This is a genomic window from Erwinia sp. B116 (assembly GCF_002865965.1).
GTDB lineage: Bacteria > Pseudomonadota > Gammaproteobacteria > Enterobacterales > Enterobacteriaceae > Erwinia.
This window is the reverse complement of the sequence record NZ_JRZZ01000052.1, coordinates 1-21,883: the sequence shown is the minus strand read 5'-3', so window position 1 is coordinate 21,883 and position 21,883 is coordinate 1. Positions and strand designations below refer to the sequence as shown.

At 57.7% G+C, this 21,883-nt stretch carries 18 protein-coding genes, 1 other RNA gene and 2 pseudogenes; 8 read left to right on the top strand and 13 right to left on the bottom strand.

Going from position 1 to position 21,883, the window contains the following annotated elements:
* Nucleotides 1-238 precede the first annotated feature (238 nt).
* Nucleotides 239-3,100, top strand: coding sequence for a tetratricopeptide repeat protein (locus NV64_RS20980; protein ID WP_101506695.1), 2,862 nt, complete (start codon nt 239-241; stop codon nt 3,098-3,100).
* Between the two features lie 216 nt (nt 3,101-3,316).
* Nucleotides 3,317-4,249, top strand: coding sequence for a DUF4365 domain-containing protein (locus NV64_RS20975; RefSeq protein ID WP_101506694.1), 933 nt, complete (start codon nt 3,317-3,319; stop codon nt 4,247-4,249).
* 301 nt (nt 4,250-4,550) lie between these two features.
* Here the strand turns inward: NV64_RS20975 and NV64_RS20970 are convergent.
* From NV64_RS20970 to smpB, 3 genes and pseudogenes are all read right to left on the bottom strand, one after another.
* Nucleotides 4,551-5,792 (bottom strand): annotated as a pseudogene (locus tag NV64_RS20970) (integrase).
* Nucleotides 5,793-5,994: 202 nt separating this feature from the next.
* Nucleotides 5,995-6,357: a transfer-messenger RNA gene (gene ssrA, locus NV64_RS20965) on the bottom strand.
* 49 nt (nt 6,358-6,406) lie between these two features.
* Nucleotides 6,407-6,889, bottom strand: coding sequence for an SsrA-binding protein SmpB (gene smpB / locus NV64_RS20960; protein WP_056238748.1), 483 nt, complete (start codon nt 6,887-6,889; stop codon nt 6,407-6,409).
* 161 nt (nt 6,890-7,050) lie between these two features.
* Here smpB and NV64_RS20955 point away from each other — a divergent pair, with 161 nt between their 5' ends.
* Together NV64_RS20955 and NV64_RS20950 are read left to right on the top strand one after the other, a co-directional pair.
* Nucleotides 7,051-7,485: a type II toxin-antitoxin system RatA family toxin gene (locus NV64_RS20955; RefSeq protein WP_101506693.1), complete on the top strand. Its 435-nt coding sequence runs from the start codon at nt 7,051-7,053 to the stop codon at nt 7,483-7,485.
* Nucleotides 7,478-7,765, top strand: a complete 288-nt coding sequence (locus NV64_RS20950) for an RnfH family protein (RefSeq protein ID WP_101506692.1) — start codon at nt 7,478-7,480, stop codon at nt 7,763-7,765. The genes NV64_RS20955 and NV64_RS20950 overlap by 8 nt, the downstream gene beginning before the upstream one ends.
* Before the next feature lie 58 nt (nt 7,766-7,823).
* On the opposite strand, the gene bamE is transcribed toward NV64_RS20950, so the two are convergent.
* The 3 genes from bamE to nadK all read right to left on the bottom strand — a co-directional run bounded on the left by bamE (nt 7,824) and on the right by nadK (nt 10,980).
* Complete coding sequence (bamE, locus tag NV64_RS20945) at nt 7,824-8,171, bottom strand: outer membrane protein assembly factor BamE (protein ID WP_056238758.1); 348 nt, start codon at nt 8,169-8,171, stop codon at nt 7,824-7,826.
* Nucleotides 8,172-8,353: 182 nt separating this feature from the next.
* Nucleotides 8,354-10,015, bottom strand: coding sequence for a DNA repair protein RecN (gene recN, locus NV64_RS20940; RefSeq protein ID WP_056238760.1), 1,662 nt, complete (start codon nt 10,013-10,015; stop codon nt 8,354-8,356).
* 86 nt (nt 10,016-10,101) lie between these two features.
* Entirely contained in the window at nt 10,102-10,980 is an 879-nt protein-coding gene (gene nadK / locus NV64_RS20935; protein ID WP_056238763.1) for an NAD(+) kinase, read from the bottom strand.
* 123 nt (nt 10,981-11,103) lie between these two features.
* Here nadK and grpE point away from each other — a divergent pair, with 123 nt between their 5' ends.
* A complete protein-coding gene (gene grpE, locus NV64_RS20930) occupies nt 11,104-11,688 on the top strand; it encodes a nucleotide exchange factor GrpE (RefSeq protein ID WP_056238766.1) in 585 nt (194 codons plus the stop codon).
* Between the two features lie 213 nt (nt 11,689-11,901).
* Here the strand turns inward: grpE and NV64_RS20925 are convergent, their stop codons facing one another.
* The 4 genes from NV64_RS20925 to ung all read right to left on the bottom strand — a co-directional run bounded on the left by NV64_RS20925 (nt 11,902) and on the right by ung (nt 15,690).
* Nucleotides 11,902-13,464 carry a methyl-accepting chemotaxis protein gene (locus tag NV64_RS20925; RefSeq protein WP_101506691.1) on the bottom strand — a complete coding sequence of 521 codons (1,563 nt, stop codon included), beginning with the start codon at nt 13,462-13,464 and terminating at the stop codon, nt 11,902-11,904.
* Nucleotides 13,465-13,861: 397 nt separating this feature from the next.
* On the bottom strand, nt 13,862-14,353 hold the full coding sequence (locus NV64_RS20920; RefSeq protein WP_101506690.1) for a cold-shock protein: 492 nt from the start codon (nt 14,351-14,353) through the stop codon (nt 13,862-13,864).
* An 83-nt stretch (nt 14,354-14,436) separates the two neighbouring features.
* Nucleotides 14,437-14,976, bottom strand: coding sequence for a DUF2058 domain-containing protein (locus NV64_RS20915; RefSeq protein ID WP_101506689.1), 540 nt, complete (start codon nt 14,974-14,976; stop codon nt 14,437-14,439).
* 33 nt (nt 14,977-15,009) lie between these two features.
* The gene (gene ung / locus NV64_RS20910; RefSeq protein ID WP_056238778.1) at nt 15,010-15,690 is read right to left on the bottom strand and encodes a uracil-DNA glycosylase; all 681 of its coding nucleotides are present in this window, start codon (nt 15,688-15,690) and stop codon (nt 15,010-15,012) included.
* 177 nt (nt 15,691-15,867) lie between these two features.
* On the opposite strand from ung, the gene grcA reads away from it, so the two are divergent.
* Entirely contained in the window at nt 15,868-16,251 is a 384-nt protein-coding gene (gene grcA, locus NV64_RS20905; RefSeq protein ID WP_056238782.1) for an autonomous glycyl radical cofactor GrcA, read from the top strand.
* 230 nt (nt 16,252-16,481) lie between these two features.
* On the opposite strand, the gene NV64_RS20900 is transcribed toward grcA, so the two are convergent.
* Nucleotides 16,482-17,492 carry a helix-turn-helix domain-containing protein gene (locus NV64_RS20900; RefSeq protein WP_101506696.1) on the bottom strand — a complete coding sequence of 337 codons (1,011 nt, stop codon included), beginning with the start codon at nt 17,490-17,492 and terminating at the stop codon, nt 16,482-16,484.
* Between the two features lie 116 nt (nt 17,493-17,608).
* Here NV64_RS20900 and NV64_RS20895 point away from each other — a divergent pair, with 116 nt between their 5' ends.
* On the top strand, nt 17,609-19,138 hold the full coding sequence (locus tag NV64_RS20895; protein WP_101506688.1) for an MFS transporter: 1,530 nt from the start codon (nt 17,609-17,611) through the stop codon (nt 19,136-19,138).
* Between the two features lie 264 nt (nt 19,139-19,402).
* Here the strand turns inward: NV64_RS20895 and srmB are convergent, their stop codons facing one another.
* Entirely contained in the window at nt 19,403-20,731 is a 1,329-nt protein-coding gene (gene srmB, locus NV64_RS20890) for an ATP-dependent RNA helicase SrmB (RefSeq protein ID WP_056238790.1), read from the bottom strand.
* A 132-nt stretch (nt 20,732-20,863) separates the two neighbouring features.
* On the opposite strand from srmB, the gene NV64_RS20885 reads away from it, so the two are divergent.
* Nucleotides 20,864-21,601 (top strand): tRNA1(Val) (adenine(37)-N6)-methyltransferase, encoded by a 738-nt coding sequence (locus tag NV64_RS20885; protein ID WP_101506687.1) that lies wholly within the window; start codon nt 20,864-20,866, stop codon nt 21,599-21,601.
* Here the strand turns inward: NV64_RS20885 and NV64_RS20880 are convergent.
* Nucleotides 21,586-21,883, bottom strand: a pseudogene (locus NV64_RS20880) (L-aspartate oxidase); the annotation flags it as partial. The gene NV64_RS20885 and the pseudogene NV64_RS20880 sit on opposite strands and share 16 nt — an antisense overlap.

The following is a 21,883-nucleotide window of genomic DNA, read 5'->3' as shown; positions in this document are numbered from 1 at the left end:
CGGTGTCAGCCCCGGACAGTTCGAAAACCAGACCCTCGCTTAGGGGCGTGTCCACATTATGCGGGTAGGATCAATGAGGGTATCGGCCAGTTAATCTTTACAGTCTTGACTTCCAATAATTACATGCACTAGCTACCATGCAGGTGAGTGGTTACTATCGTGAAGCCGCACTTCCACCTGTCGTACCCAGCTTATCAGCGTTTAGCTGGCTGGTCCTAACTCGAGAGAGAGAAAGCATATGCAGTCAGATCTTATTAAAAAAAGAATCATTGGTAACCTAATCGGCGAGGTCGTCGAGCTGGATGCTTCTTCTCTCGAAATCGTTGGACATAGTCTCATTGAATTGCTCGAGGAAAATCGCCTAATCCATCACGGGCTCAATAAAGAATATAGGCCTGTTGGATACACTGTCGACACCTTTTCGCAAGGTTTCACGGTCGCCGGTGAATACAGCGCAGAGAAAGAGTACTTCCATGGCAAGGTTAGCAAAGCGTCAGCCGGGCAAGATACAGAGGGCGACAATCCCGAAGCCCCCGTTACGACTTACGCTAAGATCGAGAAAGATGTTCAGCATGTCCTTGACCATGCAGCAGGTAAGTTGCCCCAAAAAATCTATCTGATATGTAGCCAGGAGGAGCCAGAATCTTTTCGCGCGAAATTCAATTGCACGGCGATCGCTCAGGAGCATGGAGAGCGTCTTAACATTCTTGATGCGCGCGAGTTGGCAAGGCTAATCTTCGAGTTCTCCACGCAGAATCACACGGCTGCTGCTTTCTATACCGGTTTTTTCCCTGGTTTTTCCCAAGACCTCGACAACTATGCCTATTATGGCAAGGCTCCTGCATCATGTGAAAATCACGTCTCCGATGCTGCTGTGGTGGTTGCAATACGCGACCACTTCGCTCAGGGAAACCGTGTTTGTCTACTAACCGGCATCAGCGGCTCTGGTAAGACGCAGGCGACTATCGACTACCTGCATCAGGAAGGTTCGCGTTACGAAAACTACTTATGGATCTCTGGGGGGGACTGGAAGCCGGACTCCTCGCTAAGTTCAGTTCAACGCGCTAGAGGTGGCGTCGCTGTTAATGTGGCGGGCATCTTCAATAACTATAAGACGTTGCTTGTTATCGACAGCTTGGAGCGTGAGTTAGTCGAGAACTCACTTGATGATCTCTCGAAGGGGTTCGAGCGAGGTGGTCATGTAATAGTAACTTCACAGCTCAATCCAGCGAGCAAATCAGTGCTTCATATGCCTACAGCCTCGGCGGAGGTGGCTGCCGCCATTTTGGGCGAGGACAGTAATAGGCTAAGTGCAACAGCAGCAAAATTTATCGAGGCTTGTAGATTCTCCCCCCTTATCCTCGCAACTGTTCGTAAGCTGGTCGAAGCCGAAAACGTACCGCGCGAAGAAGTCTATGAAGAAATACTCGCCGAACCGCAGGTCATTTCAGATAGTAATGGCGCAGCAATTATGGGCAATATCTTGCAGAGATTGGACTCAAGATATCTCCTTGGTCTGGAAAAGATTGCAAACTCTGGATCATTCTCGAATGACGCCAAGTTTCTCGGGCATTTCCTAGGGCACGCCGTAAAGTTTCACCTTCAGCGTCTGTCGATACTAAAACCTGCAGTCGCGCCAGGGCTTCTGTCTGTGCACGACCTCATCTGCCAAGCCGTTCGTGACAAACCAGATGTCGAACTCATTGCCACCGCCGTTTCGCAGTATGTTGAAAAGCACTCGGGGGAGATGCTCCCTAGTGTAATTCGACAGATTCACTTATGCACATCTCAGCTTACGGAAAGCTATAAGCGACGTCAGACCCAGCAGCCAGATTGGCTGACTTACGCTTTGTTGCAACTGGATAGTGGCCGTAATCTTGTAAAAGATCAGGAACTTCATCGCCGAAGTATTCACTGCGGAGCGCCATTGCAAGAGCTGCTTTGTGTCATCGATGCGCAAGAGGCATTTGCCTATTCACTGGATCATGACGCTCGACTTCAGTACTTCGGTGCTTGTGCAGAAGAATATGGCAAGGCTCAGCAAGGAGATCCAGCATCTGAAGAGAATCTCGAGCTTTTGCACCATCAGGGCAAGGCATTGCGCCGCTGCGGTAGATTTGAAGAGGCTCTGAGCTGCTTTCAAAAGCTTCTAGAGATTCGTCCCGAGTGGCATGCAACTTATCTGCAGATTGCGCATATGGGGACACAGAACAAGGCCGACGAATCAATTAAAATGGCGGGAGCGCATGCAATGCAAACTCTCGTCGAGCGAGTTATCGCAGCTCCGTGGGATGTTCCATTACGAGTCTCATTAGCATCCGTCGCGCGACTTCGCTCCTATTGGAAGGTTGCCAACGAGGCGGTGAGCAATACTGAGCAGGTGCAGTCTCTTGCAGATGTGATTGCTCTGTCGGCTTTAGAAGGACTAGACCAATTTTATGAGGCCTACCTGTCTTTCACCTCCATTTTTGCCTATCAGCATCCGGAGATTTGCGTGGCGCTGGCTGAGGGATTCCCAGAGATTCTCTCCATGCCACCCGAATTGGTTGATAAGAGCCAATGGATTAGTGCGTGCGAGTCGCTTGGTAATACTGCAGTAGCAGCAGGCGAAGCAGGAAAGACTGATTTACGCGATAGAATCACGGCGGCCGGAGTTGTATTTGCCACGGCACTAGGGAGTAAACCTGGATTCAGGAGTTATGACGCACGCGCAATCGCCAAAATGTACCTTTTAGCCGGAATGTCGGATGAGGCGTTGGATACAATCTTGAAGATTCCGCCTGAAGTCCTCAACATGGACCATTGGCTATTGTATCGCAAGGCAGAGGCAGAATTAGGAGTTGGCAAACTTGGCGATGGATTGAAGACCGCTGAACGTGCTCTTGTGCTTGCCAAAGACGATAAAAAAGGGCTTGAGCGCATCGCTAGTTATCATGAGTTGCTTAGTAAATGCCATGAAGCCTTGGGTGCAACAGAGGCTGCAATCGAGCAAGCGGAGGCCGCGCTGGAGGCGTGCCAGGCAGGGAAGTATAAAAATGCGTTGGCGGGGAGATTGGAAGAGCTGAAGCGGCGAGAAAGCACCCATTTACCGGGGGCTTAGGATTTTCCTGGTCCATTCTTGATCGGATGCAATTGGTCGTTTACAGCCTGTCAAGACAAGCAGAAAACTGCCATGTGTTTGCTGTCGTAACACACAGCAGTCACTCCCTAGCATCCCTAAGTTGATCCTAATATGTGTTAGACAGTCGATTAGATTCTACTGTCGCTGTATTCAAAATTGCTGATAAGTTCAGCATGATAATTACACGGAAATTTGATGAACATCTTTGATTTCGACCAAGGCAATGCTGGTGAGAATTTGGCTGCAAGTGTGTTATCTCTAATTTTCAATGGAGAAGCTCTACGCGAGACCATGCGTGGAGAAGGAATAGGGGCCCTTGATCTTCAGTTGAAGTATCCAGTCAATTTTCCCAGCCCAACCCACGCACAAGTAGCAGTGCAAGTTAAAACCGGATCAAGCTTCGGGCGGTGGACGCCGACAAAAAATCGATGGCGCTTACAGAATATTGATAAAGATCACTTGAGAAAGTGGAAAGCTACCAATCAACCCGTAATTTTAATTTGGGTACGCCTTGATCCAGAAACAAAGATTTACTGGAAGCTCATCGACAAAAAAACGCCAATTGAGACCTTATCAGTTTCTGAAAATCACATTCTGACACCAGCCTCCAGATTTGAAATCGAGCGACTTATACATAAACAGCGCGAACCTATACGTGGAATGGGAAGGTTTACCGTTCCAGTATTCACCACTACTGCTCAAGTACGAGAATGGTCTCGTCCTAGATTTTCTAAAATCCGAGGAATTGTATCCAGCTGCCTTGGAACGATATCCATCAGCAATTATGCATGGCGACATCTAACAAGAATAACACGAGCCCAATCGCATATTCGAGATAGCTTGACAGTCTTGCCATTTGCCAAACAAATACTCGGAAAAACTCCGCACCAGATCCAAACTCTGCCTGGAACAACAGTGCAGAATGGAAACAAGATCTTCGTAAACAGAAAAGTGCTGGCGGTGTATAGAAACGTGCATTTCTCAGATAAAGGCAACTGCGTAGTATATGTAAGACTAGATGAGCAAATCATCTATGAAGACAACTGGAAGGAAAGAGCTTTGATTAGGCAGAAAGTCTTTCAAGAGCTTAGGCTGGAAAGCATTTATAGGAAAACAACGAAGAATTAGGGCGCGTCCCCCCTCTTCACAATCCTGTCCTACTCGCAGACATAAATGCCTTTGAGATCAAACACATACCTGAGAAGCGCGTGTAGGTATGATCGCGCGCGAGAGCCGGGGAGCGCGCGATCAAATTACAGGATACACCGATTTTGTCAAGAGAAGGCTCTGGCTATACTTGCAAAGCGAAGAGACCTTTTGAGTCAAAGCTGACCACCCTGATTCGATTGTAATCTACCTACTAAATCGGTCAGGGCTAATGCTATTTTTTACAGGGAAACTAGTCATTCAAACCAGTCCAACTAGAAACTTAGCCAACGAGTTTGAACACCCTCTTCCCGTTTTCAACACTACTTCCGCTGTCGGCCTTGCTTACCAAATCAGCCCACCATTGCATCATCGGTCGCCGTTGCTCAAGATAATCACTACGGTTATAAGCGCGACGTACCTCATTTTTGTCTACATGAGCTAGTGCTGCCTCAATAACATCAGGAGGAAATCCTTCTTCATTGAGTGCCGTACTGGCGATAGAACGCAAACCGTGAGATACGAGTACGCCTCCTAAACCAGCGCGCTTGAGTGCCGCATTCACAGTCTGGCTGTTCATCGGCTGGGTTGGTTTGATGCGACTGGGAAAGATAAACTCTCGGCCACCACTGAGTGACTTCATCATTTCCAGAATAGAGAGAGCCTCATCGGATAGTGGAACCGTATGGTCCCGGTTCATCTTCATTCGAGCAGCAGGAATTTTCCATTCGTTAGCATCAAAATCGATCTCATCCCATCGAGCCTCCGCGGCTTCGGCAGGACGGGTAATGGTGAGAAGCTACCACATGAACAGACACCGCGTGGACACACTGATACTTGCAGTACGCATGGTCTGCATTAGCTGCGGAAGTTGGTCCGGGCGGATGCTTGGCATGTTCTTCTTTTGCGGTTTCTCGAATGCTTTCCCGATGTTCACGCTGGGAACCGCATCAATCAGGCCTGTGTTCTGCGCATAAATCATGACTTCGTTAATACGCTGACAAAGGCGGCGAACAGTCTCTAATGCACCTCTGGCCTGAACCGGCTGAACAGCTTTAACCAGAGTATGAGCCTTAATCTCAGTGACGCTGATATCACCGATTGCTGGGAAAACATCTCTCTCAAGCGAACGCCAGATATCGTCGGCATAGTCCTCTGTTACGCTGGCTTTCTTCACATTCCACCAACGCTCGGCAACTAACAAGAAGGTGTTGATTTTGGCCTCTTGTGAATTCCTCACCTGTTCTTTCTGGTGTTCCTGAGGATCAATATCTTTTGCCAATAAAACTCGAGATTCGGCTCTGAGTTTACGCGCATCAGAAAGTGAGACAGCAGGGTAGGCACCGAAGCTCTGCTTGGTTCGCTGCTTTGTCAGAGGTCGATAGTAACGGAACTGCCAGAGCTTACTACCGCTGGACTTGATTAACAGAGTAAGCCCGTCACCATCATACAGCTGGTAATCGGCATCTTTAGGTTTGGCGGCTTTGATTTCCGTATCGGTTAACGGCTTGGTTTTTCTTGCCATGGGAGTCTCCATGCGTTTAGGCCCAACGAAAACAATAGAGCTTTTCGTTGGGCCTATCAATGGGCCTAAAAGGTTCGGATTTAATTAGTTCTCTTCGGACTTCGCGGGACAAATTGAGGACACAAAAAAGCCCGCAGGGCTTGCGCCGTGCGGGCTCTTAGGACTTCATCGGATGACTCTGGTAATCACCGATGGAGAATTTTGGTGGAGCTGGCGGGAGTTGAACCCGCGTCCGAAATTACTACACCGTCGGCACTACATGCTTAGTCAGTCTTTACATTCGCCGGTTAGCTGCGGACAGACACGCCACTAACAGACTAGCCTGATTAGTTTTAGTGCTTCAGCCCCAGGCAAGGCTTCCACACGATCTCTTTTGGGTTTGACCTCTCTTGATCCCCGTCTTAAGAGCGGAAGCTAGGGAGAGAGGGCTCAGAGCAGGGTATTAAGCTGCTAAAGCGTAGTTTTCGTCGTTTGCGACTATTTTTTTGCGGCTTTTAACGAGGCAAACCGCCCCTCGGCATGCTCCTAGGGCTACGCAAATCCCGTCGAATCCAGAATCAGCCCCAAGTACTGTTTAGCAGTATAACAGCAAAACCCGTCGCTTTACCAGAGGCTTAGCGATTGGCGTGCTTCATAATGCGTGCTTTGTCTAATTTCCACTCACGTTCGATGATGTCATCGCGCTTGTCGTGCTCTTTTTTACCCTTCGCCACGCCGATTTTCAGCTTGGCCCAGGCGTTTTTCCAGTACATCGACAGCGCCACCACGGTGTAACCTTCGCGGTTGACCTTACCGAGGATGGTGTCGAGCTCGCGCTGCTTCAGCAGCAGCTTGCGGCTGCGCGTCGGGTCACACACTACGTGGGTAGAGGCGCCGATCAGCGGCTGGAAGGTGGAGCCGAACAGGTAAGCTTCACCATCGCGCAGCATAATGTAGCTGTCGCTGATGTTGGCCTTACCGGCGCGGAGCGTTTTGACTTCCCATCCCTGGAGCGAAAGCCCGGCTTCGAACTCTTCTTCAATGAAGTATTCGTGGCGGGCGCGCTTGTTCTGGGCAATGGTCGCGGAACCGGGTTTATGTGCTTTTTTCTTTGTCATAGTGCCACTTAGTGTACATGAAGCGGTGGTTTTTGGCATCCCCCGTCATCTGCCCTGCGGGGGGAAAAGGGTATTCTAGCAGATGCCAGGCGGGAGAGAATTTTTGTTTGATTGTCGTCAATGGTATTATTTAAGTGTTCTATGTATAGACAGGAATCAATATGTCACAGATTAGTCGCTCCGCACTGGTGCCGTTCAGCGCTGAGCAGATGTACCGGCTGGTAAACGACGTGGACAGCTACCCGGCGTTTTTACCAGGATGTACCGGCAGCCGGGTGCTGGAATCCAGCCCGCAGCAGATGACCGCTTCGGTGGACGTGTCCAAAGCAGGCATCAGTAAAACCTTTGTTACCCGCAATACGCTGACCGACAACCAGAGCATCCATATGCAGCTGGTTGACGGGCCGTTCCGCAAGCTGAGCGGCGGCTGGCGCTTTACGCCGCTCAGCGACGAAGCCTGCAAAGTTGAGCTGAACCTGGAATTTGAGTTCACCAATATGCTGGTTGAGCTGGCGTTTGGCCGCATCTTTAAAGAGCTGGCCAGCAGCATGGTGCAGGCGTTTACCCAGCGAGCGAAAGAGGTTTACAGTGCCTGATATTGCCGTGGAAGTGGTCTACGCACTACCGGAGAAGCAGTATCTCTACAGCGTGAAGGTGGCGGAGGGCAGCAGCGTCGAGCAGGCGATTAAAGCCTCCGGGCTGCTGGAGCTGCGCAGCGACATCGATCTGCAGCAGAACAAGGTGGGGATATTCAGCCGCCCGGTAAAGCTGCAGGACGAAGTGCAAAGCGGGGACCGCATCGAGATTTACCGGCCGCTGCTGGCCGATCCGAAAGAGCTGCGCCGCCAGCGCGCCGAGCGCGCGGAAAAAAAATAAGGCGCCAGGCGCCTTACTTTTAAACTCTTATCGTCTGCCGACCGTCACCGACGGCGGTTCAGCCTTCTGACTTGCTCAGGGCGGCTTTGTTGTCGATATTGGTCAGCGTGCCGTTGCTGTCAAAGGTCAGCGTCAGGGTCTGCTGCTTCACCGGCTCATGGCCTGGCTGCTGGCGGAACACGTAATACCAGACGTTGCTGCCGAACGGGTCATGCATCATTGGCGTACCCAGGGCGTAAGCAACCTGCTGCTGGTTCATCCCGGTATGGATCTTGGCAACGTCAGTGGCAACCAGGTAGTTCCCCTGATTGATGTCAGGCCGGTAAACCACTCGCTCCAGAGTGGAACATCCGGCGGTCAGCATCAGAGCAACCACCGCCGCAGCAGTCAGCGTTTTACAGCGCATAAGTATATTTATTCCTTTGTGGCTTTGGGTATCCCGGTAGGGCAGGGATAGCGATCGGTTTACGACTACGATACCAGCGTAATATACACGTCATCATTCAGGCGATGATAATAAACCTTTCCGCAGTTTAAAACCTCTGCGAAGCAACGATATGACCACAAAGCGAAAGAAAAGTGCCATCGTCAGGCGGCTAACAGCTCGCGGGCGTTGGCCAGCGTGTTGCGTGTGACCTCGCTGCCGCCCAGCAGACGGGCCAGTTCCTGCAGGCGCGCACGTTTATCCAGCGCGTGCATCTGCGTTTCGGTCATCTCGCCGTCGGTCTGTTTGCTGACGAAGAAGTGCTGGTGCCCGCAGCCCGCCACCTGCGGCAGGTGGGTGACGCACATCACCTGGGTCGACTCGCCGAGCTGGCGCAGCATTTTACCGACGACCGCCGCGGTCGGGCCGCTGATCCCCACGTCCACCTCATCGAAAATCAGCGCCGGCGTGTCCATCTTACGGGCGGTGATCACCTGAATCGCCAGCGCGATGCGCGACAGCTCGCCGCCGGAGGCGACCTTCGCCAGCGGCTGCAGCGGCTGGCCGGGGTTAGTGCTGACGCGGAAGTCGATGCGGTCGGCGCCCTCGGCGGTCAGCTGCTCCGGATTAAACTGCAGGTCGATGTTGAAGCGGCCGTGCGGCATCGACAGGGTGTGCATGCTCCCGGTGATCAGCTCGCTCAGCTCGGCGGCGAAGTGCGCGCGGCGCTGGTGCAGATCTTCGGCGCAGCTCAGCGCCGCGGCGTGGTGTTCGCTCACCGCCTGGCTCAGCTCCTCCTGGTCGCTCTCCTGCTGGTCCAGCGCCTGCTGTTCCGCCAGCAGCTGCTGGTAGAACACCGGCAGCTCTTCCGGCGTGACGTGGTGCTTGCGCGCCAGGTTGATCTGTTTCGACAGGCGCTGCTCCAGCTCGTGCAGGCGGTTCGGGTCGAGATCCAGCCGGTCAACATAGTGGCGCAGCTCGTCGCTGGCTTCGCTGATCTGAATCGCCGCCTCTTCCAGCATGCTGTACACGCCGTTCAGGCGGTCATCCAGCTCGACCAGCTCTTCCATCAGCTGGCGTGCGGTGTACAGCTGGCGTTGCAGGGTGAGGTCTTCACCGTCAGCCAGCATCATCAGCGCCTGCTGGCTGGTTGACAGCAGCTGGCCGCTGTTGGCCAGCCGCTTGTACTCTTCGTCAATCTGCTCGTACTCGCCGCTCACCGGTGCGAACTCGTTCAGCTCTTTCAGCTGGTACTGCAGCAGCTCGCGCCGGGCTTCACGCTCCTGCGCCAGCTGCTGATGGCGGGCGAGGGCGCGGCAGCTCTGGTGCCACTGGCGGTAGCGCTGCGCCATGTTCTGCACCAGCAGCGTTTCCCCGGCGTAGGCGTCGAGCAGGGCTTTCTGGTGATCGGGCTTCAGCAGCAGCTGGTGCGCATGCTGGCCGTGGATCTGAATCAGCGTCTGGCTCAGCTCGCGCAGCTGGGAGAGCGGCACCGAGGTGCCGTTGATAAAACCGCGTGAACGGCCGTCGGTGCCGATCACCCGGCGCAGCAGGCACTCGCCGCCGTCGTCAAGGTGGTTATCCTGCAGCCACTGCTGCGCGGTCGGGGTGTCTTTCAGCGAGAAACGCGCGCAGATGTCGGCCCGCGCTGCCCCCTGGCGCACCATATCTGCCTCCGCACGGCCGCCAAGGCACAGCCCGAGCGCGTCAATCGCAATCGATTTACCCGCGCCGGTCTCGCCGGTGATCGCCGTCATGCCGCGCTGAAAGTCGATCTCCAGCTCGCGAACAATCGCGAAATTACTGATGGTCAGTTGTGCCAGCATAGTCATCTTCCTGTATGGAAAAACAGATATGGTTTTTCATACAGTATATACTGGTTTTATAACCAGTAAAGATGACAATGCAAAAATCAGAATGATTTTTTTGACCAGCCGAGTTTAGAGCTCAGCGTATTGAAATAGCTGTAGTTTTTCGGGTGAATCAGGTTCAGGTGGTAGTCGCTGCGGCGGATCAGTACGTCTTCCCCTTCCTGGATCGGCAGGGCGATCTGGCTGTCGCAGCTGATCTCCAGGTCGCTGCGCATATGGGAAAAACGCAGCCGGATGGTGCTGCTGCTGTTGATCACCAGCGGGCGCGCCGAAAGGGTGTGCGGGAACATCGGCACCAGCGCGATGGCGTCCAGCGTCGGCGACAGAATCGGCCCGCCGGCGGAGAGCGAGTAAGCGGTGGAGCCGGTCGGGGTGGAGATAATCAGGCCGTCCGAGCGCTGGGAAAACGCAAAGATCTCATCAATGTAGACCTCGAACTCGATCATATGCGCCACCTTGCCGGGGTGCAGTACCACTTCGTTGATGGCAGTGCCGATGCGCGGCGAGCCGTGCTGGCGGCACACCTGCGCCTCCAGCAGGAAGCGGCTCTCGGTGAAGTATTCACCGTCCAGCACGTCGGCCAGCTGCTGCTGCGCGTTGTCGGGGTCGAGATCGGTCAGGAAGCCGAGGTTGCCGCGGTTAATGCCGATCACCTTAATATCGTAGCGCGCCAGCACCCGTGCGGCACCGAGCATATTGCCGTCGCCGCCCACCACCACCGCCAGGTCCGCCTGGCGGCCGATCTCGGCCAGGGTGCCGGTGGCCACGCCGCTCAGTTTCAATTCGCGGGCGATCTGTTGCTCCACGATCACCTGATAGCCGCGCGCGGTCAGCCAGCGCCAGAGCATTTCATGGGTGGTGAGCGCGGTAGGGTGGCGCGGGTGGCCGACGATCCCGATGCAGTTGAACGGATTATTCATGTTGCTGGCGTTCCTTACGAGGAAAAGTCCCCCGGTAATGTAACTGGTTCCCTTGAAACCGCGATTCTGATCCCCATAATAAGCCAACCAGCGACATGATTATGCACAAACGCGGAGAAATTCATGAGTAGTAAAGAACAGAACACACCAAACGAGCAAGTCTCAGACGATATCGAGATGGAGCAGGCGCAAACCCAGGACGCAGAGACAGCAGCAGAAGGCGTGGATCCGCGTGATGAGCGTATCGCTGAGCTGGAAGCACAGCTGGCGATCTCCCAGGGCGGCGTGCGTGAAGCACAGCTGCGTGCCCAGGCCGAGATCGAAAACATCCGCCGCCGCACCGAGCAGGACGTGGAGAAAGCCCACAAGTTCGCGCTGGAGAAGTTCGCGAACGAACTGCTGCCGGTGATCGACAGCCTCGAGCGCGCGCTGGAAGTGGCCGATAAGACCAATCCTGAGCTGGCTTCAATGATCGAAGGTATCGACCTGACCATGAAGTCGCTGCTGGGCGCGGTGCGCAAGTTTGGCGTGGAAGTGGTCGGTGACGTGCACGTGCCGTTTAACCCGGACGTTCACCAGGCGATGTCGATGATGGAATCGGAAGAGGTTGCCCCGAACCACGTGCTGATGGTGATGCAGCGTGGTTATACCCTGAACGGTCGCCTGCTGCGCCCGGCGATGGTGGCGGTCTCGAAGGCCAAGGCCTGATGACGCCCCCTCCCGCCGCCCGGCGGGAGGGACGATCCCGGGTTGGCTGAACGGCCAACCCGGTTGATAACATCCTGGTACGATGGGCTAACGCCCTGACCGACGATTGGCAATATCCATGTGCGACGGACTGATGTCCAGCCGTAACGCTTGATAACACCAGGTGACAGGGCTGATGCCCAACTCAACGGTTGTGCTCTGCTCCGGCTAACCTCAGCCGTGCGCCGCCTCCACCTTAAACACGCGGATCGCCTGCGACAGCTGCGCCGCCTGCTCCTGCATCGAGTGTGCCGCCGCCGCGGACTCATTTACCAGCGCCGCATTCTGCTGGGTGACCTGATCCATCTGCACGATTGCCTTATTGATCTCATCAATGCCGCTGCTTTGCTCGGCGCTGGCGCTGGAGATCTCCGCCATAATCGCCGTGACGTTGTTGACGCTGGCCAGCACCTCATCCATGGTTGAGCCGGCGGTCGCCACCTGGCGGCCACCCTGATCCACTTTCGCCACCGAATCTTCGATCAGCTGCGCAATTTCTTTCGCCGCCGAGGCCGAGCGCTGCGCCAGGCTACGCACTTCCGAGGCCACCACGGCAAAGCCGCGGCCCTGCTCACCGGCGCGCGCCGCTTCCACCGCCGCGTTCAACGCGAGGATATTGGTCTGGAAGGCGATGCCGTCAATCACGCTGATGATATCGACGATCTTGCGCGACGAACCGTTAATCATCTCCATGGTGCTGACCACCTGACGCACGGCGTCGCCGCTGGCGGTGGCGACCTGAGAGGCCTGCGCCGCCAGCGCGTTGGCCTGGCGGGCGTTGTCGGCGTTGAGCCTGACCGTGGCGGTCATCTGCTCCATCGCTGAGGCGGTCTCCTCCAGCGAGCTGGCCTGCTGCTCGGTGCGCGCGGAGAGGTCCAGATTGCCGGCGGAGATCTGGCCGGAGGCGGTGGCGATCAGGTCGGTGCCGGAGCGCACTTCGCTGACGATCTGCAGCAGGTTGGCGTTCATATTTTTCAGCGCCTGCATCAGCTGGCCGGTTTCATCCGCCGAGTGCACGGTAATGGTGGTGCGCAGATCGCCGGCGGCGACGTTCTCCGCCACCGTGACCGCTTCACGCAGCGGGCGCACGATCGAACGGGTCAGGAACACGCCCAGCAGCACGGCGGCGATAATCGCCATCACCGAGAAGAACAGCGTCACCTTAATTGCGGTGCCGGCGTCGGCCACCGCGGTTTTTCCCTCCTGCTGCAGCTGCTGTGACTGGGAGTCGGCAAAGCTGACCACCACATCGAGGAAGGCGTTCTGCGAGGTGGTGATACTGCGCAGCACAAACTCTTTCGCCGCCGCCACATCGCCGCTGCGCACCAGCACCGCCAGCTGGTCGCGCGCGATATCGTATGACGCAGCCGCGTCCTTTACCGCCTGAATTTTCTTTTTGCCGACCACGGAGGTCTGCAGCGCCGCGATGCGATCGATCGCCGCGTTAGTTCGCGCGATGGACTGCTCCATCTGTGCAAAGCGCTTGGTATTGCCCGCCTCGTTGCCGGTATCCAGCACCAGCCCGCGCAGGAATTTAATCTGATCGTTCACCCCGTCGCGCACCTCAAACGCCAGCCGCACTTTGGCGTAGCGATCGTTGACGATGCTGTCGATGGTCTGATTGATATGGTTGATTTTATTCACCGCGGTAGCGCTGACGATGATTAACAGCAGGATGACCAGGCCGAACGCGGCACCGAGCCGCGCGCCGACGCGCATATTTTTAACGAATGACATTGCAGGTTTTCCCTAAGGTTGGACTTAACAGGAAGCATCGGGTGGCTTCTCTTGCTGATTGCATCGGCACCAGTAGGGAAAACTTGATACGCATCAGTGAGCAATCTCACGTTTTTAGGTGAGGAAATGTAAATAATCGTTGAAGCGTAGATCGGGGAGCGTGCAATAAGGGAACAGGGAACAGGGAACAGGGAACAGGGAACAGGGAACAGGGAACAGGGAACAGGGAGCAAGGAACAGGGAGCAAGGAACAGAGAACGAGGAGCAAGGGACAGCGGACAGGAAACTATTAGCAAGGTTTAATGTAGGCGGTGGGCATGCGCAGCGACACGGTGTACGCAGCTGGCCTGCTGCAAAGGTTGGTGCAGCAGGCCGCTAGTGCGTCGGATCGGCGAAATCAGATCTTGAGCATTTTTACCGTGGCATCCACGTCGATCTCATCCTGTGAGAAGATCAGCGTGGTGCCCTGGAAGGTGGTGATCGCCAGCTTTTTCAGCGTGCGCATCTCTTCGGCAGCGTCGGCAGCGGCTTCGGCTTTCGGCCGGATACTGCTCATCAGCAGGCCCACCGACAGCACGGTGTTCTCTTTATCGATGCGCGCGTCGGCCGGCACCTCTTCGCTGTAGACCAGGTACGACTTGATCGAGGTGAGCTTCAGGCGCTCGCCGGCAATGTAGATATACTTACCTTCTGCCGCCACCTTTACCGCAAAGGCAGATAAGCCTTTGTTGTTGGTGGTCGGCTCAAAAGTCACCGCCGCATCTTTCTTAATCAGCTCCGGGTTGGCGACCTTGATCACATGAAAATAACGGTTATCGCCGTTTTCATCTTTGATAAAGCCAAAACCTTTATCTTTAAACCAGGTTGTGATCGTTCCGTTCATCGCCATTGTTGCCTACTTATAGAGTTAATCTGATCGGTTATTACGGCACATAGTGTAAAACACAATGCCGGCGCAGACCACGCCTTTGCTTACCACATCAGATCGTCTGGCACCTTAAAGTCGGCGTACGGATCGTCTTCATCCTGTTGTTCCTCGGTCAGCGCGCTGTGCAACACGATGCTGCTGGCATCGCGCTGGGCGATTTTTTCGGCGACGATGGCCGGGATGATCGCGTAGTGGCTGTCAGCGCTGCCGTCCACCGTCAGGCGCGCGATGGCGAGGCGGCCGTTAATCAGCTGCGTCTGGGTCGGCTTATCGACGGCGATTTTTTTAATCAGGTTGCCGTCGGTGAAGTTAAAATCTATGCTGCCTTTGTTGATGCTGATGCGGTTCATCTCAATCAGCTGCTTAACCTGGGCTTTAAACTCTTTCGCCAGCGTCGCCTGCTTCTGCTGCTCGCTCAGCAGCCTGTCACGCTCCTGCTGGGATTTTTTATTCTCTTCCACCGCTTCTCTCGCCTCGCGCGCCTGCACGCGGGATTTTTTGGCGGTTCTTTGCACCTTGGCCACTTTCTTGCTGGAGACCAGGCCGGCTTTAAGCATCTGCTCTTGTAAGGTTAGTTTTGTCATCTGAATATCGGGATCCGTTGAAATTTTGTGGAATTATTCCGGCAGAACCGGCTGCCAGTCAATCGGCGTTTCACCGTGTTCGCTCAGCCAGCGGTTGGCCTGCGAGAAGTGCCCGCTGCCGAAGAAGCCGCGGTGGGCCGAAAGCGGCGACGGGTGCGGCGCCTGCAGCACGTGGTGGCGCTGGCGGTCGATAATGCTGCCCTTCTTCTGCGCGTGCGAGCCCCATAGCAGGAACACCACGCCTTCGCGATGCTGGTTGATGGTGGCGATCACGTTGTCGGTAAAGGTCTCCCAGCCGAATTTGGCGTGCGAATGCGCCTGGCCGCCTTCCACCGTCAGCACGGTGTTGAGCAGCAGCACGCCCTGGCGCGCCCAGCTCTCGAGGAAGCCGTGGTTCGGCCGTTCGAAGCCGGGTATATCGGTAACCAGCTCTTTATACATATTCACAAGCGACGGCGGTACGGCCACGCCGGGCAGCACTGAAAACGCCAGCCCGTGCGCCTGGTTCGGGCCGTGATACGGATCCTGGCCCAGAATCACCACCTTTACCGCGCCCAGTTCGGTCAGGCGGAAGGCGTTAAACACGTCCTTCTGCGGCGGGTAGACGGTCTTACCCGCCGCCCGCTCCGCGCTCACCTTCGCCAGGGTTTCACGGAAGTAAGGTTTCTCTTTTTCCTCAGCCAGCACGTCGTGCCAGGTCATGGTATTGACCATTACCCTCTCCTTATCAAAAACAATCCGGCTAGCTTAACGTGGTTTGCCTGAGCGGGACAGATTGATTTGCGTCAAAACGCCGCGGGCGGCGGGCTGGTATACAGGTAGGCTCAACACACTGGCCGCAGAATGACGGTGGCGGAATGCCTCCGCTGCCGCCCGGCCCGGAGGATTAAGATGATTAGCGGAATTCAAATTACCCACGCCAGCAATCAGGACCTGCTCAACTCGTTCTGGCTGCTGGACAGCGACAGCGAGCAGGCGCGTTGCCTGTGCGCCAGAGCCGGTTACCAGCAGGACCAGCTGGTGGCGATCGCCGAACTCGGCCCGATCGAGTACCGTGAGCTGCCGCTGGAGGTGAAGCCACAGGTGAAAATCGAGGGGGGACAGCATCTTAACGTGAACGTGCTGAGCCGTGAAACGCTGGAAGAGGCGGTCAAGGATCCGGAAAAATACCCGCAGCTGACCATTCGCGTCTCCGGCTATGCGGTGCGCTTTAACGCGCTGACGCCTGAACAGCAGCGCGATGTGATTACCCGCACCTTTACCGAAAGTCTGTAAGCCCGGGCGCTAACCACGCCACAACATACGCGGCACCGCAGGTGCTGGCCGGATCGGGTCAGCGCCTGCGGTGCCGTTTTTCGGCTACGCTCCGCGTCGGCCCGCTGGTTAACCTGCCAGACGCTGGCCGTTCGGGTTATCGCACGGACGGAGCCGGGTTAATCTGCCAGACGCTGGCGGTTCAGGTTATCGCACGCACGGGGCTGGTTAACCTGCCAGACGCTGGCCGGTCAGGCCACCGCGCTGCGGGCGTGAAACTGCCTGCGCCACCCGGTGGGCGTGGTGCCCAGCTGCTGGCGAAAGTGATGGCGCAGCGCGCCGGCGGAGCCGAAGCCGGCCTGTTCCGCCACCCGGTCAATGCTCAGCCCGCTGCCTTCCAGCAGGGCGCAGGCTCTCTCCAGCCGCACCTTCAGCATCCACTCGCCCGGCGTGGTGCCGGTGGCGTCCTGAAAACGGCGCAGGAAGGTGCGGCGACTCATGCCCGCGCGCGCGGCCAGCTGCTCAATCACCCTCGGCGTGTTGAGATGGCTGCGCAGATCGTCCAGCAGCGGGGCCAGCGTTTTCGGTGATTTTGCCACCGGCTGCTGCACAAACTGCGGCTGGCTGCCTTCGCGCAGCGGCGGCGTCACCATCCGCTGCGCTGCGCGGTTGGCTACGTCAATGCCGTAGTCGCGGCGGATCAGATACAGGCACAGGTCAACGCCGGCCGCGCCGCCGGCCGAGGTGATAATGCTGCCCTCATCGACGTAAATCATCCCGTGCTCCACCTGCACGCGGGGGAAGCGCTGCGCCAGCACCTCGGTGCTGTTCCAGTGGGCGGTGGCCCGTTTGCCGTCCAGCAGCCCGGCGGCGGCCAGCACGAAGCTGCCCGCACAGATGGCGACGATGCGGCTGCCCGCCCGGTGCGCCTGCTGCAGCGCGGCGATCAGCGGGGCGGGGGGCGTATCGTGGATGCTGCGCCAGCCGGGTATCACGATGGTGCCGGCCCCGGCCAGCTGCTCCAGCCCGCCGTCGACCATCACCCGCACGCCGCCCTGCGCGGCGAACGCCCGCTCTTCCGCTGCGGCCACGCACAGCTCATACAGCGGCGCGCCGGTGACGTCGTCGGCGCGGCCAAAGGCCTCTACCGCCGTACCAAATTCAAAGGTGCACAGGCACTCATAGGTCAGTAACACCAGCCGCCGGTTAAGCGGGGCAGGGAAACAGGCGGGCTGCGGGCGGGCGGACGGGAAGGTTGTCATCTCGCGAATCATCGTCAGGTTGGCATAATCCTGACGATACATGGCATACCCGCGCATTTCCACCGCGCCGCGAATCTTTCATGCTGGCAGCCTGTTTTCGTTTCCAGGATTGTATGATGAAAAATATGTTGGCTCTGATCGCCGTGTGTCTGGCGGCGCTGATGTCGGGGCTGGAGATCTCCAGCGTGCCGGTGATCTCGCCGGTGCTGGAGCAGCAGCTGCACGCCAGCTTCCGCGAGCTACAGTGGGTGATGAACGCCTACACGCTGGCCTGCACCACGGTGCTGATGGCGACCGGCACGCTGGCCGACCGCTTTGGCCGCAGGCGGGTGTTTATGATCGCCATAGCGGCGTTCGGCCTGACCTCGCTGCTGTGCGGGCTGGCCGGCAGCGTCGGCTGGCTGATCGTCGGCCGCTTCCTGCAGGGGCTGAGCGGCGGCGCGATGCTGACCTGCCTGATCGCCATCCTCGCCACCCAGTTCCTTGAGGGCCGTGCGCGCAGCCGGGCGTTTGCCGCCTGGGGGATCACCTTCGGCCTCGGGCTGGGCTTTGGTCCGATCGTTGGCGCGCTGCTGGTGGCGTGGTTCAGCTGGCAGTGGGTGTTTCTGGTGCATGTGTTTATCGCCGTGGTCACGCTGCTGCTGGCGGCGAAAAACGTTGTGGAGTCGCGCGACGCCCAGGCGCAAAAGCTCGATCTCGCCGGGCTGCTGACCCTGTCGCTGACGGTGATGGGGGCCACTTACCTGATTACCCAGGGCAGCAGCCTCGGCTGGCAGAGCGCTTACGCCTGGGGGATTTTGCTGCTGACGGCGGTCAGCGGGCTGGCGTTTATCCGCATTGAACGGCGGCATCCGCACCCGATGTTCGACTTCAGCGTGTTCCGCATTCGCCGCTTTTCCGGCGCGCTGATGGGCTCGGTGGGGATGAACTTCAGCTTCTGGCCGCTGATGATCTATCTGCCGATCTGGTATCAGAGCGGGCAGGGGTACGGCAACGTGGAGACCGGGCTGGCGCTGCTGGCCTATACGCTGCCGACGCTGCTGATGCCGCCGCTGGGCGAGAAGCTCACCGCCCGCTACGGCGCTGAGAAGACCATCCCGCTGGGCCTGTTCGCCATCGCCGTCGGCTTTATGCTGATGTACCTCGCCGTCGCGCTGCAGCTCAGCCTGCTGCCGGGGGCGCTGATCGCCGGCGCGGCGCTGGGGCTGACCAATACGCCGGTCACCAACACCACTACCGGCTCGGTGCCCGGCGACCGCGCCGGCATGGCCTCGGGCATTGATATCAGCGCCCGGCTGATCACCCTGGCGGTCAATATCGCGCTGATGGGCAGCCTGCTGGTGGCCGGGATTAACGCCAGCCTGCGGCGGACGCTGCCGGAGGTCGGGGATGCCGCCGTGCTGGCGGAGCGTATCGCCGGTGGTGCGGTGGTGCAACTGCCGCAGGGGATCGCCAGCCGGGCACTGGCTGACGGCTTTAGCGGCCTGCTGCTGTACGGCGCCGCCGGCGTCGCGGCGCTGGCGCTGGCCAGTACGCTGCTGTTCAGCTGGCGGGTTAAACGGGCGGATGGCGATAAGGGGCAGCCGCCACAGGATGAAGACCGGGCGGCTCGTCTGACCGCCTGTGAGGATAACGTCTCCGGGTAACAGCACTCTGCGTGGGATAAAGCCCGACGGGTTCACCTCCGGGGGATAAGGATAATGCCGCCGGTTAGCCGCACCCTTTGCGGGATGACGCGCGACCGGCTTGCTTAGCGGCGTCAAGGGATATCGCCACTGGGTAACCGGGCAGCATGCAGGGATAAAAAAACGGGAGGAGCCGCACGGCACAGGCCGGGCTGCTCCTCCCGTCAGGTCACCGGACGGAACCGTACGGTGCAGGGAAGGGCGTGATGCCTTCAGGCGGAGAGATTACTTCGCGCCGTCGGTTTTTGCAGCGGCAGGTTTGCGGCGCTTACCAATGTTCTTGGTGTCGCGGTGACGCTCCTTAACGCGCGGCTTCTCTTCCGCTTTCTTCTTGTCTTTCTCTTGCTGGCGTTTGGCCTGTACTTTCTTCGACGGCTTGCCCTGCAGCTTTTCGCTCGGCGCGCGGGTCACCGGGCGCAGCTCATCAACGGTACGCGACTTCAGCGGCTCGTTGATGTAGCGGCTGATTTTGCCGAGCAGCAGCTGATCGTGCGCTTCCACCAGTGAAATTGCGATGCCTTTCTTACCGGCGCGGCCGGTACGGCCGATGCGGTGCAGGTAGACGTCGGCGGTCAGCGGCAAATCGAAGTTGAACACGTGGCTGACGTCATCGATATCGATGCCGCGTGAGGCGATATCGGTGGCGACCAGCACGTTAACCCGGCCATCTTCCACGCGTTTGATCGCTTCGTTACGCTTGGCCTGCACCAGCTCCCCTTCCAGGTAGCTGTTGTTGATGCCGGCCTCGCGCAGCACGCCGCACAGCTCGTGCACCCGCTCGCGCTTACGCACGAAGATCACCGAACGGGTCACTTCCTCCTGCTTCAGCAGGTGCAGCAGCAGCGCGACTTTGTGTTTGTAGTCATCCGCGCGGTAGTACCACTGCTGGATCTTCTTACGTTCGCGGCGCGCCGGGTCGGCTTCGATCTCAACCGGTTCTTTCAGGATGCGCTCGGCAAAGTCTTTGATCGCTTCGCCTTCCAGCGTGGCGGAGAACAGCAGGGTCTGCTTGCGCCAGCGGGTTTCGGCCGAAATGGTTTCGATATCCTGGGCGAAGCCCATGTCCAGCATGCGGTCCGCTTCATCAAGGATCAGCGTTTCAACCGCGCGGCAGTCAAAGTTCTCTTCCTTAATGTACTGCAGCAGGCGTCCGGTGGTGGCGACCACGATATCCTGGTTCTCGCTGAACACTTCGGCGTGGTTCATATAGGCCACGCCGCCGGTGATGGTGGCGATATCCACATGGGTATTTTTCGCCAGCGCGCGCGCGTCATCGGCGACCTGCATCGCCAGTTCGCGGGTCGGAACCAGGATCAGAATGCGCGGCGGGCCGGATTTTTTACGCGGGAAGTCGATCAGGTGCTGCAGCGCGGGCAGCAGATAGGCCGCGGTTTTGCCTGTACCGGTTGGTGCCGAACCCAGAACGTCGCGACCCTCCAGTGCTGGCGGGATCGCCGCGGCCTGAATGGCAGTAGGGCGTGTGAAGCCTTTTTCCTGCAGGGCTTCCAGCAGGCTCTCGTCGAGTTCGAGTTCGGAAAAAGTGGTTACAGTCATGGTCTTCCTCAGTTTGGGGCGCTGATTATAGACAGATTGAACGCGATCTTCATCTGTTTGTCGCGGGTTAATGACTTTTCCTTCGCCGCAGATTGTCCTATGCTAGCGCCGTTTCTCTTTCAGGTCAGTCAAATGTCTCCACAGAAAGCCGCGCTGCGCGCTAACGGTTTCACCTTTAAACAATTTTTTATCGCCCACGATCGCTGTGCTATGAAGGTCGGCACCGACGGCGTGCTGCTCGGTGCCTGGGCACCGGTGGCCGGCGTGCAGCGGGTGCTGGATATTGGCTCCGGCAGCGGGCTGATCGCGCTGATGCTGGCGCAGCGTACCGCCGCCGACGTGCAGATCGATGCGGTTGAGCTGGATCCGGCCGCCGCCGGGCAGGCGCAGGAGAACGTTGCCGCCTCGCCGTGGCCGTCGCGGGTCAGCGTGCATCAGGCGGATATCCTCAGCTGGGCGCAGCAGTGCGCGCATCGCTATTCGCTGATCGTCAGCAATCCGCCTTACTTTACGCCGGGGTCGGCCTGCGCCAGCGACGAGCGCGCCGCCGCCCGCTCGACCACCACGCTGACCCATGAGGCGCTGTTGACCTGCGCCGAGAACCTGATCGCCGAAGAGGGGTTTTTCTGCGTGGTGCTGCCGGAAGACGCCGGCAGCCGTCTGGTGGCGCTGGCGCAGCAGCGCGGCTGGCACCTGCGTTTTCGCACCGACGTGGCGGATAACGACACCCGCCCGCCGAACCGCGTGCTGCTGGCGCTGTCACCTACTCCCGGCGAACAGCTGCTGGACCGCATGACCATCCGCGGCGCGGATAACCACTATTCTGAGGCGCACTGCAGCCTGACCCGCGACTTCTATCTGTTTCGCTGATCGGGGCTAAGAATGGTCGGGCTGATGTCGTCGAGCGTGGCGGGGTAGTCGAGGGTAAAGTGCAGCCCGCGGCTCTCCTTGCGGGCCAGCGCACAGCGCACCATCAGCTCCGCCACCTGCACCAGATTGCGCAGCTCCAGCAGGTTGTTAGAGATGCGGAAATGGGCGTAATACTCGTCGATTTCATGCTGCAGCAGGGCGATGCGCCGCAGCGCGCGCTCCAGCCGCCGGGTGGTACGCACGATGCCGACGTAGTCCCACATAAACAGCCGCAGCTCGTGC

Excerpts from the sequence above, each read along its gene's own strand:
- NV64_RS20980 (WP_101506695.1), top strand. The coding sequence starts at position 239 with ATGCAGTCAGATCTTATTAAAAAAAGAATCATTGGTAACCTAATCGGC.
- NV64_RS20975 (WP_101506694.1), top strand. The coding sequence starts at position 3,317 with ATGAACATCTTTGATTTCGACCAAGGCAATGCTGGTGAGAATTTGGCT.
- smpB (WP_056238748.1), bottom strand. The coding sequence starts at position 6,889 with ATGACAAAGAAAAAAGCACATAAACCCGGTTCCGCGACCATTGCCCAG.
- NV64_RS20955 (WP_101506693.1), top strand. The coding sequence starts at position 7,051 with ATGTCACAGATTAGTCGCTCCGCACTGGTGCCGTTCAGCGCTGAGCAG.
- bamE (WP_056238758.1), bottom strand. The coding sequence starts at position 8,171 with ATGCGCTGTAAAACGCTGACTGCTGCGGCGGTGGTTGCTCTGATGCTG.
- recN (WP_056238760.1), bottom strand. The coding sequence starts at position 10,015 with ATGCTGGCACAACTGACCATCAGTAATTTCGCGATTGTTCGCGAGCTG.
- nadK (WP_056238763.1), bottom strand. The coding sequence starts at position 10,980 with ATGAATAATCCGTTCAACTGCATCGGGATCGTCGGCCACCCGCGCCAC.
- grpE (WP_056238766.1), top strand. The coding sequence starts at position 11,104 with ATGAGTAGTAAAGAACAGAACACACCAAACGAGCAAGTCTCAGACGAT.
- NV64_RS20925 (WP_101506691.1), bottom strand. The coding sequence starts at position 13,464 with ATGTCATTCGTTAAAAATATGCGCGTCGGCGCGCGGCTCGGTGCCGCG.
- NV64_RS20920 (WP_101506690.1), bottom strand. The coding sequence starts at position 14,353 with ATGGCGATGAACGGAACGATCACAACCTGGTTTAAAGATAAAGGTTTT.
- NV64_RS20915 (WP_101506689.1), bottom strand. The coding sequence starts at position 14,976 with ATGACAAAACTAACCTTACAAGAGCAGATGCTTAAAGCCGGCCTGGTC.
- ung (WP_056238778.1), bottom strand. The coding sequence starts at position 15,690 with ATGGTCAATACCATGACCTGGCACGACGTGCTGGCTGAGGAAAAAGAG.
- grcA (WP_056238782.1), top strand. The coding sequence starts at position 15,868 with ATGATTAGCGGAATTCAAATTACCCACGCCAGCAATCAGGACCTGCTC.
- NV64_RS20900 (WP_101506696.1), bottom strand. The coding sequence starts at position 17,492 with ATGACAACCTTCCCGTCCGCCCGCCCGCAGCCCGCCTGTTTCCCTGCC.
- NV64_RS20895 (WP_101506688.1), top strand. The coding sequence starts at position 17,609 with ATGAAAAATATGTTGGCTCTGATCGCCGTGTGTCTGGCGGCGCTGATG.
- srmB (WP_056238790.1), bottom strand. The coding sequence starts at position 20,731 with ATGACTGTAACCACTTTTTCCGAACTCGAACTCGACGAGAGCCTGCTG.
- NV64_RS20885 (WP_101506687.1), top strand. The coding sequence starts at position 20,864 with ATGTCTCCACAGAAAGCCGCGCTGCGCGCTAACGGTTTCACCTTTAAA.